This is a genomic window from Microbacterium sp. GCM10027623 (genome assembly GCF_042666935.1).
In the GTDB taxonomy this organism is placed as follows: Bacteria; Actinomycetota; Actinomycetes; order Actinomycetales; family Microbacteriaceae; genus Microbacterium.
On sequence record NZ_JBHTHE010000003.1, the window covers coordinates 58,458 to 72,741 of the forward strand.

The 14,284-nt window shown below is 69.1% G+C and carries 13 protein-coding genes; 8 read left to right on the top strand and 5 right to left on the bottom strand.

What is annotated here, in order from left to right:
• Position 1: 1 nt before the first annotated feature.
• The 3 genes from ACFQY2_RS12685 to pdhA are packed head-to-tail and all read right to left on the bottom strand — an operon-like array spanning position 2 to position 3,530.
• A complete protein-coding gene (locus ACFQY2_RS12685) occupies positions 2-1,372 on the bottom strand; it encodes a dihydrolipoamide acetyltransferase family protein (protein WP_378746222.1) in 1,371 nt (456 codons plus the stop codon).
• Positions 1,369-2,415, bottom strand: a complete 1,047-nt coding sequence (locus ACFQY2_RS12690) for an alpha-ketoacid dehydrogenase subunit beta (RefSeq protein ID WP_378746223.1) — start codon at positions 2,413-2,415, stop codon at positions 1,369-1,371. Before ACFQY2_RS12690 ends, ACFQY2_RS12685 begins: the two co-directional genes overlap by 4 nt.
• The gene (pdhA, locus tag ACFQY2_RS12695) at positions 2,412-3,530 is read right to left on the bottom strand and encodes a pyruvate dehydrogenase (acetyl-transferring) E1 component subunit alpha (RefSeq protein WP_378746225.1); all 1,119 of its coding nucleotides are present in this window, start codon (positions 3,528-3,530) and stop codon (positions 2,412-2,414) included. The genes ACFQY2_RS12690 and pdhA overlap by 4 nt, the downstream gene beginning before the upstream one ends.
• A gap of 150 nt (positions 3,531-3,680) precedes the next feature.
• Between pdhA and ACFQY2_RS12700 the strand changes: the two genes are divergently transcribed.
• The 3 genes from ACFQY2_RS12700 to ACFQY2_RS12710 all read left to right on the top strand — a co-directional run bounded on the left by ACFQY2_RS12700 (position 3,681) and on the right by ACFQY2_RS12710 (position 5,934).
• Positions 3,681-4,118, top strand: a complete 438-nt coding sequence (locus ACFQY2_RS12700) for an Lrp/AsnC family transcriptional regulator (RefSeq protein WP_378746226.1) — start codon at positions 3,681-3,683, stop codon at positions 4,116-4,118.
• A 37-nt stretch (positions 4,119-4,155) separates the two neighbouring features.
• Entirely contained in the window at positions 4,156-5,226 is a 1,071-nt protein-coding gene (locus tag ACFQY2_RS12705; RefSeq protein ID WP_378746227.1) for a hypothetical protein, read from the top strand.
• Positions 5,227-5,376: 150 nt separating this feature from the next.
• Positions 5,377-5,934, top strand: a complete 558-nt coding sequence (locus ACFQY2_RS12710; protein ID WP_378746228.1) for a hypothetical protein — start codon at positions 5,377-5,379, stop codon at positions 5,932-5,934.
• A gap of 7 nt (positions 5,935-5,941) precedes the next feature.
• Here the strand turns inward: ACFQY2_RS12710 and ACFQY2_RS12715 are convergent, their stop codons facing one another.
• Positions 5,942-6,592: an HAD-IA family hydrolase gene (locus tag ACFQY2_RS12715; protein WP_378746229.1), complete on the bottom strand. Its 651-nt coding sequence runs from the start codon at positions 6,590-6,592 to the stop codon at positions 5,942-5,944.
• A gap of 219 nt (positions 6,593-6,811) precedes the next feature.
• Between ACFQY2_RS12715 and ACFQY2_RS12720 the strand changes: the two genes are divergently transcribed.
• Genes ACFQY2_RS12720 through ACFQY2_RS12730 form a run of 3 tightly spaced genes read left to right on the top strand, consistent with a single transcriptional unit; the run spans position 6,812 to position 10,184 of the window.
• Positions 6,812-8,260: a glyceraldehyde-3-phosphate dehydrogenase gene (locus ACFQY2_RS12720; protein ID WP_378746230.1), complete on the top strand. Its 1,449-nt coding sequence runs from the start codon at positions 6,812-6,814 to the stop codon at positions 8,258-8,260.
• Between the two features lie 45 nt (positions 8,261-8,305).
• Positions 8,306-9,358 carry a winged helix DNA-binding domain-containing protein gene (locus ACFQY2_RS12725; protein WP_378746231.1) on the top strand — a complete coding sequence of 351 codons (1,053 nt, stop codon included), beginning with the start codon at positions 8,306-8,308 and terminating at the stop codon, positions 9,356-9,358.
• Positions 9,359-9,407: 49 nt separating this feature from the next.
• Positions 9,408-10,184 carry a thioesterase family protein gene (locus ACFQY2_RS12730; protein ID WP_378746232.1) on the top strand — a complete coding sequence of 259 codons (777 nt, stop codon included), beginning with the start codon at positions 9,408-9,410 and terminating at the stop codon, positions 10,182-10,184.
• A 7-nt stretch (positions 10,185-10,191) separates the two neighbouring features.
• Here the strand turns inward: ACFQY2_RS12730 and ACFQY2_RS12735 are convergent, their stop codons facing one another.
• Positions 10,192-11,634, bottom strand: coding sequence for a helix-turn-helix domain-containing protein (locus ACFQY2_RS12735; protein ID WP_378746233.1), 1,443 nt, complete (start codon positions 11,632-11,634; stop codon positions 10,192-10,194).
• Positions 11,635-11,809: 175 nt separating this feature from the next.
• Between ACFQY2_RS12735 and ACFQY2_RS12740 the strand changes: the two genes are divergently transcribed.
• Entirely contained in the window at positions 11,810-13,615 is a 1,806-nt protein-coding gene (locus ACFQY2_RS12740; RefSeq protein ID WP_378746781.1) for a phosphoenolpyruvate carboxykinase (GTP), read from the top strand.
• A gap of 209 nt (positions 13,616-13,824) precedes the next feature.
• Entirely contained in the window at positions 13,825-14,271 is a 447-nt protein-coding gene (locus tag ACFQY2_RS12745) for a hemerythrin domain-containing protein (protein WP_378746234.1), read from the top strand.
• Positions 14,272-14,284 lie beyond the last annotated feature (13 nt).

The window sequence follows — 14,284 nt, forward strand, 5'->3', positions numbered from 1 at the left end:
GTCACCGGATCCGTCCGTAGGCGCGCAGCGGATGCTCGATGAGCTCCACCACGCGGCGCAGGAAACCTGCCGCGTAGCCGCCGTCGCAGACCCGGTGATCGAACACCAGTGACAGCTGCGCGATGCGCCGCACGACGATCGCGCCGTCGACCACCCAGGGCCGCTCCATGATGCGTCCGATGCCGAGCATCGCCACGTCGGGATGGTTGATGATGGGCGCCGAGCCGTCGACGCCGAATCCGCCGTAGTTGTTCAGCGTGAACGTCGAACCGCGCAGGCGCTCGGGGGGCGTGCGACCCGCTCGCGCGGTCTCGGCGAGTTCGCGCAGCGCGGCATCCAGCTGCTCCACGGTGAGCTCGTGCGCCCGCGGGATGACGGGCACCATCAGCCCTCGTGCGGTGTCGGCGGCGATGCCGAGATTCACGCCGTCGAATCCGATGATCTCGCCGGCGTCATCGCTGAGCCGCGAGGCCAGCAGCGGGTACTCGTCCAGAGCGATCAGCGCGAACCGGCAGAGCAGGGCCGTCAGCGAGGGAGCCCTGCCGTCTGCCGGCGCCATCCGCGCGCGCAGTTCCCACAGCTCGGTGGCGTCGACGTCGACCCAGACGGTCGCCTCGGGGATCTCGGCGCGACTGCGCGACAGCGTCGCACTCACCGCCTGGCGCAACGGGCTCATGCGCTCGCGGGAGAGCACGGTGAGTCCGTCGACCGCATCGCCGGCGGCAGCCGGAGCGGATGCCGGTGTCGTGCTCGTGCCGACGCCGTCCACGGCGCTGTCGACCGCCGCGCGCAGCACGTCGCCGCGGGTGATCGCGCCGTCGGCACCGGTCCCGGTGATGGTCTGCACATCCACGCCGAGGTCGCGCGCGAGCCTGCGCACCAGCGGCGACCGCACCGCGACCGGCGCCGGGGAGGTGGCCGGTGACACGGCGAGGGAGGGTGTGGGCGAGAGGGTGGCGCGGGGGCGGCGGCGGCCGGAGGCGGTGCGCTCGGTGGTGCCGTAGCCGATCAGGACGTTGCCCGACCCGGCGCGCTCCTCGGTGCGGTAGGCCTCCTTCTCCGTGGTGTCGACCGCAACGGCATCCTGCTCGTCCGAGGAGCCCCTGGCATCGTCGTCCGCAGTGTCACCGGCCACCTCCAGCACCGGCGCGCCGACCGGGATCGTGTCCCCGGGCTCGCCGTGCAGCGCGGTGATGACCCCGGCGAACGGGGAGGGAAGCTCGACGATGCTCTTCGCGGTCTCGACCTCCGCGATGGCCTGGTCGGTGGCGATGGTGTCGCCGACCTGCACCAGCCACTGCACCAGACCCGCCTCGGTGAGGCCTTCGCCGAGATCGGGCAGACGGAACACCCGTGCGGTCGTGGTCGTCATCGCCCGGCCCCCTCGACGGTGTCGTCATCCCAGTGCAGCGAGTCGATGGCGTCCAGGATGCGATCGGCATCCGGGAGGTACCAGTGCTCGAGCTTCGGGGGAGCGAACGGCGTGTCGAAGCCGGTCACGCGGCGCACCGGTGCCTCGAGGTACTCGAAGCAGCGCTCGAAGACGCGGGCCTGGATCTCGCTCGCGACGCTGACGTACCCGGGTGCCTCTGCCACGACCACTGCGCGCCCCGTCGACTTCACGGCCGCGGTGACGGTCGCATCGTCGAAGGGCGACAGACTGCGGATGTCGATGACCTGCACGCTGCGCCCTTCGGAGGCGGCGATCTCGGCGGCCTCCAGGGCGACGGGCACCATGGCCGCGTACGCGAGCACGGTGACGTCCGTGCCCTCGCGGGCGACGCGCGCCGTGCCGAGGTCCGCGGTGACGGAGGTGTCGACCTCGCCCGTCGACCAGTACAGCTTCTTCGGTTCCAGGAACACGACCGGATCGGGGGAGGCGATCGCCGCGCGCAGCATCGAGTACGCGTCCTGAGGGGTCGACGGTGCGACGACCGTCAAGCCGGGAGTGTGCGCGTAGTAGGCCTCGGACGAGTCGCAGTGGTGCTCGACCCCGCCGATGCCGCCGCCGAACGGGATGCGGATGACGATCGGCATCCGGACGGCACCCCGCGTGCGGTTGCCGAGCTTGGCGACGTGGCTGACGACCTGCTCGAACGCGGGCAGCGCGAAGGCGTCGAACTGCATCTCGACGACCGGACGCATGCCGTTCATGGCCATTCCGACGGCGGTGCCGACGATCCCGGACTCCGCCAGCGGGGTGTCGAAGCAGCGGTCCTCGCCGAATCGCTGGGCCAGCCCGTCGGTGATGCGGAACACCCCGCCGAGGGCTCCCACGTCCTCGCCGAAGACGACCACCTCAGGATCCTCGGCGATGGCGTCGGCGAGGGCGCGGTTGAGCGCGGCGGCCATCGTCATCGTTCCGACCACGGGGCGGGCGGCGTCGAGGCGCGTGTCGTCGTGTGCGATGGTCATCGGTGACCTCCTGCGTGGGTGAGCTCCGTGCTGCCGAGGGATGCTCGGCCGATCTCGCTGTTCAGCAGCTGCCACTGCTCCTCGAGCTGCGGAGAGCGCTCGGAGGTCACGAAACGGAAGAGGTCCTCGGGGTCGAGTTCGGCATCCGCATTCAGCGCGTCGCGCAGGGCCGACGCGATCTGCTCGGATCCGTCTGCGAGCTGCTTCTCCACTTCGTCGTCGAGGAGTCCCTGTGCGATCAGGTGAGTGCGCATCCGAGTGAGCGGGTCGCGTGCCGCCCACGCCTTCACCTCGTCGCGTTCGCGGTAGCGGGTGTCGTCGTCGGCGTTGGTGTGAGCCTGCATGCGGTACGTGTGCGCCTCCACCAGCGAAGGACCGCCACCGGCGCGTGCGCGCCCGACCGCCTCGCCGAGCACCGACAGCACGGCCGCCGCGTCGTTGCCGTCGACGCGCTGCCCCGGCATGCCGTAGCCGATCGCCTTGTGCGCCAGGGAGGGGGCGGCCGTCTGCTTCGATAGCGGCACTGAGATCGCGAACTCGTTGTTCTGGATGAAGAAGACCACCGGAACGTGGAACACCGCCGCGAAGTTCAGCGCCTCATGGAAGTCGCCCTCGCTGGTCGCCCCATCGCCGCACAGCGCCAGCACCACGGTGTCCTCGCCACGGCGCTTGGCCGCGTAGGCGAAGCCGACGGCGTGCAGCAGCTGGGTCGCCAGCGGCGTCGCCTGCGGGGCGACGCGGTGCTCGGCGGGATCGTATCCGGAGTGCCAGTCGCCCTTCAGCAGCACCATGGCATCCGCCGGGGCGACTCCGCGGGCGATGACCGCGACGGAGTCGCGGTAGGTGGGGAAGAGCCAGTCGCCCTCCCGGAGCACGAGCGAGGCCGCCACCTGGCAGGCCTCCTGCCCGTGAGAGGACGGGTAGACCGCCATACGGCCCTGCCGCACGAGGGCGTAGGCCTGCTCGTTGATGCGCCGGCCCTCGACGAGTCCGCGGTACGCCCGCAGGAGGACATCGGCATCCGGCATCGGGTAGCCGTCGTCGACGACGGCCGCGCCCGTCTCGTCGATGAGCACCACCGGGGTGTCGCGGGGGAGCAGTTCGTCATGCCGCATGGTTCGCCCTCCTTGCCGAACAGATACCCTCAGGATGCCGTCTGATCATCAATCGTCCAATGGCTGAGGCCGGAGAGTGGACGATTGCCGCTATTCTCGGCAGTGAGTGCACGAAGTGTCAGCACGGGCTGACGGAACGAAGGAGTTCGCATGACGGTTCTGGACGCGACGGACCGCGCCATCCTCGACGCGTTGCGCCGCGACGCGCGCACTTCCATGACGGCGATGGCGGATGCAGCGCATATCTCCCGCGCGGGAGTGCATGCCCGCATCAAGAGGCTCACGGATGCCGGTGTCATCACCGGCTACACCGTACGCACCGACCCGGTGCAACTCGGCCACCACGCCTCCGCGTACGTGATGCTCGCCATCGAGCAGGCCACCTGGCAGGAGGTGCAGGCGCGACTGCGGGCGATTCCCGAGGTGGAGCACATGGCGCTGGTCGGCGGGGACTTCGACGTCATCTTGCTGGTGCGCGCGAGCGATGCCCGTGACCTGCGACGCATCGTGCTCGAGGACATCCAGGCCATCCCGTCGATCCGCTCGACGCGCACGACGCTGATCTTCGAGGACTTCAGCCGGGACTGATCACGGTTGAATAGCGAGTGTGAACCGGATGCAATGTGTGGATGCTCTGCTCGCCGGTCCGCGTGGGCGGCGGATGCTGCTGGAGATCGCCCTGGAATCTGAAGGGCCGAATGACGTCGGCCGAATGCTGCTGGCCGGGGCCGTCTCTTCCGCGGTGCGCACGTTCGAACCGCCGGGAACCACCATCTGGATCGGCGTCGGACCACGCCCGAAGGAGCGCGCCCCGGCGACGCCCGACGAGGTGGCGCGGTTGCTGTCAGAGACGTCACTCGCAGAGGCGAGCCCGACGCGATTGCGTGCGGCGATGGCCCGTTCGGTGGACATGGCCAGGTACTGGCAGGAGCCAGACGGCACCGACCAGGTGGCGGCGACTGCCGAAGTCCGCGCGGCACTGGAACGCGTCGCAGAGCACGTCGCGCCGACAGTGTCGTCGTGGTGGCGTCCGATCGATGTGCGCCACCAATGGTCGGTACGGTGGGACGAGCCGCGTATCGGGCCACCGACGGCGCTGTCGATGGCGGAGCTACGCCGAATCCAGGCCGAGCAGATCGAACAGGAACGGCGTGCGCAGCGTGACCGGCCAGCCGACCCGACAGCCAATATGAGCGGTGAGTGGTGGTCGACGCCCGGCTGGCCGACGCCTTCGACCAATGGCGCGACTTTCGATGGCAGTCCCGCGGCACTGTGGTTCGTCGAGGACAGTCTGGGCTGGGAGCGAGGCCTCGCGTACTCGGCTTCGGTTTCCTCACGTGCCCGGGTGTTCGAGATCGACTGCGCCGAGGCGTGGGGTGAGCTGTGCGCACGATTCCCGAGTGCGGTGACCGCGCTCAGGCGGCACGACTGGTATCGCACCACCGGGCGCATCGGGCAGTGGGTGCTCCCGGATTGGGCCGCTGTCGCTGAGCACTACGACGCCGTGCACCTGCAGATCGGCGCCTACCTGGCAGCCGCAGGCACGGCGATCCCGGCGGGCGGCGCCGCCGCGTCCGTCATCGCGGGCTGGAGCCCGGGTGAGACGTATTGGGTGACCGAGGCCATCAGTTTCGCCGATGAGCCGGCCACATGGCTGTCGGGTGACGGGGGAACCGGGGAGTGGACGCGGGAGTAGGAGCATCCTTCAGTGCGCCGCAGATCCGCACCACGTCGATCCGCTCCACACGCACCGCAGATCTTGGAGGGTTTCGAGTACGACTGAGAGCCGGTGCGTTCCCGCCGTTTGTGGTTGGATCGGGCCAGACGCGGAAGAGGGGAGTCCCCGATGAGTCGGTGGAAGTTCATGTGGGGTCCGGGTCTGGCCGTGCTGATCCTGTCAGGCTGTGGAGCACCGGCACAGTCGTCGGCAGACTATCCGCACTACGATCGCGCGAGCCTGCTCTCCGAGGCGACGCTGATCATCGAGGGCGTGTCGGTCGCCGTAGAGAGCAGCGTTCTCATCCCTCGATACACGGGCGAGACACCGGAGCAGAATCCGGTGCTCGGCCTGTCTGCGGACGACAAGCAGAAGGCGCTGGGCGAAGCCGACGGCATCGAGGCGACTGCCGTCACCTTTCGCATCGCCAAGGTGCACCGGGGCGACGCGCGGCCCGGCGACGAGGTCCTTATCATCCAGACCAACGTCTCGGAAGAGGTGCCGCTCCAGGTGTCGCGGAAGTACCTGCTGTTCACCCGTGACGGTCTCGAGGGCACCTTCACCATCCTCGGCGCTTCGGCGGGTGCTTATGTCTCGTCCGGCGACGAATCGTTCACTGCGGTGAGTCCGGAAGATGCTCCGTACACGACGATCACATCCTCCGAGATCGCAGCGTTGGCGGGATGAGGCACCCTCAGCCGATGGTCAGCTCGAACCCGTCCGGTCGCTCGACGATCGCGATCGACGTCAGGTCGTCGACCGCGTAGGTCGGGGCATGAGCCGAAGCCAGTGGGCCGACGCCGATCACCGTCATCCCTGCGGCCAGCCCGGCCTGGATGCCCGCGGGTGAGTCCTCGAACACCACGCAATCGGCCGGATCGACGCCCAGCAGGGATGCGGCCTTCAGGAAGCCCTCCGGATGCGGCTTCGACGCCGTCACGCTCTCCGCCGTGACCGCGAGTTGCGGAACCGTGAGGCCTGCGGCATCCATCCGGGCCGTCATCAGTGCGACGTTCGCCGACGTGACGAGGGCATGCGGATGCTTCTCCAGCGCCGCCAGCAGCTCCTGCGCTCCGCCGATGGCGACGACGCCCTCGACATCGCCGCTCTCACGGTCCAGCATCTCCTGATTCTCGACCAGGTTGATGGCATGATCCCGCTCGGGCAGCAGGATCGCCATGCTCTGATGCCCCTGCCGGCCGTGCACGACCTCGAGGACGCGCTGCGGGTCCAGGCGGTGCGGTTCGGCCCACTTCAGCCACAGTCGCTCGACCACCGCTGTGGAGTCGACGAGGGTGCCGTCCATGTCGAGCAGGACGGCACGGGCGAGAATCGTGTGGCTCATGGTCTCAGGCTATCCGGCACGGTGATCCGCGCCGACCGCGCGGCCGCACCCGACAGTTCTTTCAGCGGTGTCAAGAAAGCCGCATTTCGGCATCCGTGACAGGGCGCAGAACGCTCGAGCCGCGGATGCGCCCGGATAGCCTGGAAACCGGGCGGATCCGTCCCTCATCAGCCGCGCCGCCACCCGCGCCGGCGCTCGATCACCCCTGCAAGGACGCACATGGAACACGTCGCGACCCACCACGATGACTGGCATGTCAAGGAAGAGCTCGCCGAGCGGATGATCCCGCTGATCGGCGGCCTGAACCGGGAGCACGACGTCGTCACGTCGCTGCACGGGCATCGGCTGCTCGGGCTCTCGACCACCGGAATCCTGGAGGTGCACGACCGGGTGGCGCAGCTGGGCCACCGTCATCTCGCCCTCACCGACACGCTGTCCGTGCTCGAGGCGCTGCGCGAGATCGGCCCCGGCGCCGCGTCGCTGGACGTCGCGCGCCTGGCCGAAGGCCACGCCGCCCAGGGCGGAGACCTGCGGGAGTACCTGCGGGAGGAGCTCGAGCCCGCACTGGGCGCCGAACTCGCCGACCCGGTGGACATCGTGCTCTACGGGTTCGGCCGGATCGGCCGGCTGCTGGCCCGCATCATCATCGCCCACAAGGGCGGCGGCAGCGGACTGCGCCTGCGCGCCATCGTCGTGCGCAAGGGCGCGGAGAACGACCTCGTCAAGCGGGCTTCACTGCTGCTGCGCGACTCCGTGCACGGACGCTTCGAAGGCACCGTGGACGTCGACGCCGAGCGCTCGCAGATCATCGCCAACGGCACCAGGATCCAGGTGATCTACTCCGACGACCCCGGCACGATCGACTACACCGCGTACGGCATCCGGGATGCGATCGTCGTCGACAACACCGGCCGCTGGCGCGACGAGGCCGGCCTGAGCAGGCACCTCGATTCGACGGGCGTCGCGCGCGTGCTGCTGACGGCACCAGGCAAGGGCGAGCTGAAGAACATCGTGCACGGCATCAACGACTCGACCATCGCGGCCGATGATCGCATCGTCTCCGCGGCATCCTGCACCACCAATGCGATCACCCCCGTGCTGGCCGCGATGGACGAGGCGTACGGCATCGTGCGAGGTCACGTCGAGACGGTGCACTCGTTCACCAACGATCAGAACCTCATCGACAACTTCCACCGCGGCGATCGGCGCGGGCGCTCCGCCGTGCTGAACATGGTCATCGCCGAGACCGGCGCGGCCAAGGCCGTCGCCCGGGCGCTGCCGCAGCTGGCGGGCAAGCTCACCGGTTCCGCGATCCGCGTCCCCACGCCGGACGTGTCGCTGGCCGTGCTGCATCTGACGCTGGAGAATCCCGCCACCAAGGACGAGCTCAACGACTACCTGCGGCGCGCGTCGCTGCACTCCAAGCTGCGCCAGCAGATCGACTACATCGAGTCGCCCGAGGTGGTCTCCAGTGACTTCGTCGGCTCGCACCGCGCAGGGATCGTCGACGGGCTGGCGACGATCGCGAACGACCGCGATGTGGTGCTGTACGTCTGGTACGACAACGAATACGGCTACTCGTGCCAGGTGGTGCGCGTGCTCGAGGTGATGGCGGGATCGCACCCTGTCGTGCTGCCGACCCGTCGCGAGGTCACGCTGCGCGCCTGACCGGGCTGGGCGGCGGATGTCGGTGGATGCCCCCAGAATGGGCCCATGACTCCGCACGCCCTGCTGGATCGACGTCTGCGATCGCATCGGCTCACGGCGCCTGCCGCGACGGTGACCGACGCGGCTCGGCACATGCTGGCCGTGCAGAGTCAGGATCTTCTGGCGGGACGCTGGGCGCTCGGCGTGCGCTCCAGGGGTGCACCGACTCTCTCGCGAGTGGATGCCGCATTCGCACGGGGCGATCTGGTGCGCGCGTGGACCATGCGCGGCACGCTGCACATCATCCCGGCACGCGACCTGTCCTGGGTGCTCTCGGTCACGGCCGACCGGCAGCGGCAGCAGGCGGCGGGGCGACACCGGGATCTCGGTGTCGATGCTCCGATGCTGTCCACGGCCTCGCGGGCGCTGCGCCCGGCGCTGCGTGACGGCGGATGCACCAGGGCCGAGGCCTTCGCTCTCCTCGAGAGGGCGGGAACCGACCCGCGAGGGCAGCGCGGCATCCACCTGCTGTTCGCACTCACCGTCGCCGGGGAGATCTGCCAGGGGCCGATCGACCCGGTTCGTGCGGGCGTGGCACGCGACCAGCGGTTCGTGCTGGTCGAGGACTGGGTTCCGGAGTCCCCCGCGCCTGACGATCCACTCGCCGAGCTGTTCGTGCGATACATCGACGGGCATGGTCCTGCGGGGGCCGCTGACTTCGCCTGGTGGTCGGGGCTGACCCTGGCCTCCGCGCGCGAGGCCGCGGAACGGTCGCGGGAACGGCTCGTCGAGGTGGACCATGAGCTGTTCACCACCGCGGCGACGCCCAGACGTGCGCCGCGAGCACCCCAGGTCTTCGCGCTGCCCGCCTTCGACGAGTACTACATCTCCTACGCCGACCGCACTCCCGTCGGCGCACCGGAGAGGCTCGCAGCCGTCGGGCCGGGTAAGAACGGCATGGTGCGTCCCGTGCTCGTGCACCGGGGCAGCGTCATCGGCACCTGGGCGCATGCCGACGCCGCCCGGCATGAGCCGCCCAGTCTGTTCGGCGAGGAGCCGCAGGATCCGGATGCGGTGGCATCCGCCCTCGCGAGGTTCGCGCACTTCGTCGACGGCTGAGACCACCACGCGACACGAAGGGGCATCGCGGCTTGACAGAATGAGGGGCGTGTCGACCTATTTCCTGCGTCTGTCCGAGACCGCGTTCGAGCCCACCGAGCACGTCGGCGGGGCCTGGAACCCCGATGAGCTGCACATCGCGCCCGTGCTGGGCCTGCTCGCGCACCTGGTCGAGATCGACCACGCCGCGCGTCGCCCCGGATCCCCGCTGGTGATCGCCCGCGCGGGCTACGACATCCTGGGCGTCATCCCGATGGATGCCTTCGACACCTCCACACGGATCGTGCGCCGGGGGCGCACGATCGAGCTCGTGGAGGCGGTGCTGAGTCACGCGGGACGACCGGCCGTCACTCTGCGGGCGTGGCTGCTGCAGCAGGCCGACACCTCGGCGATCCAGGGCAGCCCGCTGCCGCCCATGCCCGGCCGCGAGTCGTTCGCACCGTGGTCCGCAGCCGAGGTCTGGGCCGGCGGCGCCATCCGGTCGATCGACGCCAGGCGCGAGGCTGCCGGCAGCGGTCGTGCACGCTGCTGGATCCGACCGCAGCATCCGCTGCTCGAGGGCGAGGCCGTCTCGTCACGGGCCAGGATGCTGGGGATGCTGGATTTCGCGAACGGCATCGCCACGCGCGTCGCACCCGAGGAGGCGCTCTACCCCAACGTCGACCTCACGGCGAGCATCTTCCGCGAGCCGGCCGGCGACTGGTTCGGGCTGGACACCTCGGTGTCGTTCGGCGCAGACGGCATCGGCCTGACGGAGTCGGTGGTCAGTGACGCGTCGGGGCCGCTCGGCACATCGTCGCAGACGCTCACCGTCCGTCCGCGCTGAGCGGATGCTACTGGCCGGCGTGCCGGTCGAGGAAGGCGTAGACCTCGTTGTCGTCGACGCCGGGGAAAGCGCCGCGGGGGAGTGGCGAGAACATGTGCGTGTGCACCCGTGCGCTCGGCCAGGCGCGACCCTCCCAGCGCTGCGAGACGTCTGCGGATGCTCTGCGGCAGCATGCCTCGTCGGGGCAGGTCGACTGGGCTCGGTGCGACGTCTCGCGCCCGCGCCACCAGCGCGCGTCGTCGAAGGGCACCCCGACCGTGATCGAGAAGCCGCCGTCGCCCCCCGAGCCGGTCTGCGTCGCGCACCAGAAAGTGCCCGACGGGGTGTCGGTGTACTGGTAGTGCTCCGTGGTGCGGTTGCGCTGCTCGAACGCCGCGCGAGCGGAGAACCGCCGGCAGGCCGGCTGCCCCTCGACCGATCCGGTGACATCCATCGGCAGCGGCAGGTCGTCGTTCTCGTACACCCGGGTGATGGCGCCGTTCTCGTCCACGCGCAGGAAGTGCAGTCGCATATCGAGGTGGTGCGTCATCAGATTGGTCATGCGCATGGCCGCGGCCTCGTGGGTGACGCCGAACGCGTCACGGAAGTCCTCGACGGCGAGGTTGCGGTCCTTCTTCGCCTGCTGCAGGAACGCGACGCCGGCGGTCTCCGGAATCAGGCAGCAGGCGGCGAAGTAGTTGATCTCCAGCCGCTGCTGCAGGAAGTCGGCGTAGTCGGTGGGACGGGTATGGCCCAAGATGCGATGCGCCATCGCCTGCAGCGCCATCGAGCGCAGCCCGTGCCCGCCCGGGATGGATGCGGGCGGCAGGTAGATGCGGCCGTTCTCGAGGTCGGTGACCGACCGGGTCGAGTGCGGCAGGTCGTCGACGTAGATCAGCTCGAAGCCGAGCTTCTCGGCCATGATGCTCACCGTGCGGTGCGTGAGCGCTCCGGAGACGTGACCCGACGCCTTCAGATGCTTCTCGGCGAGAGCCTCGATCTGAGGCAGGTAGTTCGACTTGCCGCGCATCGTCAGCCGCAGCTCGGTGTTGGCACGACGCGCCTCTTCGGGGGTGGCGATCGCCTCCCGCTCGCGACGATGCAGCTCGCGATGCAGGCCGAGCACCGCCTCGATGGTCTCGTCGCTCATGCTCTTCGACACCCTGACCGGTGCGATGCCGAGCTGGCGGAACACGGGGCTCGCCTGGGCGCGGTCGAGTTCGATCTCCAGTGCTGCCCGCTTGTTCGGCGGCTCGCCGGAGATGAGGTCGGCGACATCGGTGCCGCAGGCCGAGGCGATCGCCTGCAGCAGGGAGAGCTTCGGCTCCCGCTTGCCGTTCTCGATCAGGCTCAGCTGCGAACCGGCGATGCCGACTCGGGCTCCCAGTTCGTCGAGCGTGAAGCCCTTGGTGGTGCGGTGGTGCCGGATGCGGTGTCCGAGTGTGCTGAGTTCGAGGCCACTGGTCGACATTCTTTGAGCATACCCGAAAGAACGTCTGTTCTTTTCGTCCGGTTTCACCGAAAGTGCCTGGAAATATCCCAGAAGATGGAGGCACCGCAGTCCCTTCAAAGGAGCAGACATGGCCATGGTCGAGACGTACGCCCCCCGGATCCCCTCCGTCGCGCCGGTGCGCAACTTCGGTGCGATGCCGGCGTACGACACGCCGGCGATGGCCGAGCTGCGCGAGTGGGTGGACGGCATCGCCGCGCTCACCCAGCCCGATCGCATCCACTGGATCGACGGCTCGCGGGCCGAGAACAACATGATCCTGGGGCAACTGGTCGATGAGGGCAAGCTCATCAAGCTCAATCCGGAGTGGCGTCCCGGCTCCTACCTGGCCCGCTCGCACCCCAGCGACGTCGCGCGCACCGAGGCTCGCACCTTCATCGCGTCCGAGCGCGAGGAAGACGCCGGTCCGACCAACAACTGGGCCGATCCCGCCGAGATGCACCGGACGATGGACCGCGTCTTCGAGGGGTCGATGCGCGGGCGCACCATGTACGTCATCCCCTTCTCGATGGGACCGGTCGGCGGCAAGCTCTCGCACATCGGCGTGCAGGTCACCGACAGCGCCTACGCGGTGGCCTCCATCAGCATCATGACCCGTGTCGGAGACGCCGTGACCCGCCGGATCGCCGAAGGCGCGCCGTGGGTCAAGACCGTGCACTCGGTGGGTGCTCCTCTCGGCCCCGGGCAGGCCGACGTCGAGTGGCCGTGCAACGACGAGAAGTACATCGTCCACTTCCCGGACACCCTCGAGGTCTACTCCTACGGATCCGGTTACGGCGGCAATGCGATCCTCGCCAAGAAGTGCTTCGCACTGCGCATCGCCTCGGTCATCGCCCGAGACGAGGGCTGGCTCGCGGAGCACATGCTGCTCATCCGGGTCACCGATCCGCAGGGACGGGAGCACCATGTCGCGGCCGCGTTCCCGTCGGCGTGCGGCAAGACGAACCTCGCCATGCTGCGGCCCACCATCCCGGGGTGGAAGGTCGACACTCTCGGCGACGACATCGTGTGGATCCGGCCCGGTGAGGACGGTCGGATGTACGCGATGAATCCCGAGGCGGGCTTCTTCGGCGTCGCTCCCGGCACCGGCGAGTCCACCAACGTCACCGCGGTGGAGACGCTGTGGGGCAACACGATCTTCACGAACGTCGCACTGCGACCGGATGGCGATGTGTGGTGGGAGGGGCTGACGGACACCCCGCCGGCGAACCTCATCGACTGGGAGGGCAAGCCGTGGACGCCGGAGTCGGGTCGCCCGGCTGCGCACCCCAACTCCCGCTTCACCGTGTCGGCCGCGCAGTGCCCGCAGATCTCCGACGACTGGGAGGCGCCGGAAGGCGTCCCTCTCGACGTGATCCTCTTCGGTGGGCGTCGGGCGAGCAACGTCCCGCTGGTGGTGGAGGCGACCGACTGGACGCACGGAGTCTTCCTCGGCTCGACCATCTCCTCCGAGCGCACTGCTGCGGCGGAGGGCACGGTCGGTGAGCTGCGGCGCGACCCGTTCGCCATGCTCCCGTTCTGCGGCTACAACATGGGAGACTACTTCGCACACTGGCTGAAGGTGGGTCGCACGCTGCGCTTCGATCGCGCGCCGCGCATCTTCCAGGTGAACTGGTTCCGCCGCGGTCAGGACGGCCGCTTCCTGTGGCCGGGCTTCGGAGACAACTCGCGCGTCATCGACTGGATCATCCGTCGCATCTCGGGTGAGGTCGGCGCGGTGGACAGCCCGATCGGCCGGTTGCCGCGTCGCGAGGACCTCAACCTGGACGGACTGGAGATCACGGACGCCGACCTCGACGAGCTCTTCGACGTGAACGTCGACGCCTGGCTCGCGGAGGCCGACTCGACGGAGGAGTTCTACGCGATCTTCGGCAGCAGGCTGCCCGCTGCCCTGCGCAGCGAACTCGACGCGCTGCGCTACCGGCTCAACGCCGCACGCTGACCGCGCACTCGGACCCGCGGCGGCGGGATGTCCGGGACGACCCTCGGCTGAGTGGTCCCGGCATCCTGCCGTCGCGTTCTTCACCCTCTTGTCGGCAGGTTTTCCACAGGGTTTATTGTGGATAAATAGCACCTCTGTGGACAAAGACGGGATCGGAGCGACATGAGCATCGCGGCACGAATGACCATCGGTGGAAAGCGGGACGTCTGATGGGTGAGGGCAGTGCGCTGGCGGATGCACTGACCGCGGAGCATCGCGCCATCGATCTCGGAATCGAGGCGTTCCTCGGCGACGACGGCGACCCGCAGGCGCTGCAGGGCGCGATGCTGGCGCTGCGCAGGCACATCTACCTGGAGGAGGTGTTCCTCTTCCCGCCGTTGAAGCCCACGATGATGATGCCGCTGTTCGTCATGCTGCGCGAGCACGGCGAGCTGTGGCGCGCCATGGATGCCGTGGAGGCCACGGTGGCCGCGGGCGGTGACGCCGATGCGAGGTGCCGCGACCTGCTGGTCCTGCTGGATGAGCACAACACGAAGGAGGAACCCATCGTGTATCCGCGGGCCGACGCCGATCTGGACGAGGGCGTGCGCGCGGAGCTGGCGGACTTCCTGGCCGACGGCGCGTATCCCGACGGCTGGGTCTGCGAGCAGGCCTGAGCACCCTCATGCC

What these genes read in the sequence shown, in the direction of transcription:
- ACFQY2_RS12685 (WP_378746222.1), bottom strand. Translation starts at nt 1,372, where the DNA reads ATGACGACCACGACCGCACGGGTGTTCCGTCTGCCCGATCTCGGCGAA.
- ACFQY2_RS12690 (WP_378746223.1), bottom strand. Translation starts at nt 2,415, where the DNA reads ATGACCATCGCACACGACGACACGCGCCTCGACGCCGCCCGCCCCGTG.
- pdhA (WP_378746225.1), bottom strand. Translation starts at nt 3,530, where the DNA reads ATGCGGCATGACGAACTGCTCCCCCGCGACACCCCGGTGGTGCTCATC.
- ACFQY2_RS12700 (WP_378746226.1), top strand. Translation starts at nt 3,681, where the DNA reads ATGACGGTTCTGGACGCGACGGACCGCGCCATCCTCGACGCGTTGCGC.
- ACFQY2_RS12710 (WP_378746228.1), top strand. Translation starts at nt 5,377, where the DNA reads ATGAGTCGGTGGAAGTTCATGTGGGGTCCGGGTCTGGCCGTGCTGATC.
- ACFQY2_RS12715 (WP_378746229.1), bottom strand. Translation starts at nt 6,592, where the DNA reads ATGAGCCACACGATTCTCGCCCGTGCCGTCCTGCTCGACATGGACGGC.
- ACFQY2_RS12720 (WP_378746230.1), top strand. Translation starts at nt 6,812, where the DNA reads ATGGAACACGTCGCGACCCACCACGATGACTGGCATGTCAAGGAAGAG.
- ACFQY2_RS12725 (WP_378746231.1), top strand. Translation starts at nt 8,306, where the DNA reads ATGACTCCGCACGCCCTGCTGGATCGACGTCTGCGATCGCATCGGCTC.
- ACFQY2_RS12735 (WP_378746233.1), bottom strand. Translation starts at nt 11,634, where the DNA reads ATGTCGACCAGTGGCCTCGAACTCAGCACACTCGGACACCGCATCCGG.
- ACFQY2_RS12740 (WP_378746781.1), top strand. Translation starts at nt 11,810, where the DNA reads ATGCCGGCGTACGACACGCCGGCGATGGCCGAGCTGCGCGAGTGGGTG.
- ACFQY2_RS12745 (WP_378746234.1), top strand. Translation starts at nt 13,825, where the DNA reads ATGGGTGAGGGCAGTGCGCTGGCGGATGCACTGACCGCGGAGCATCGC.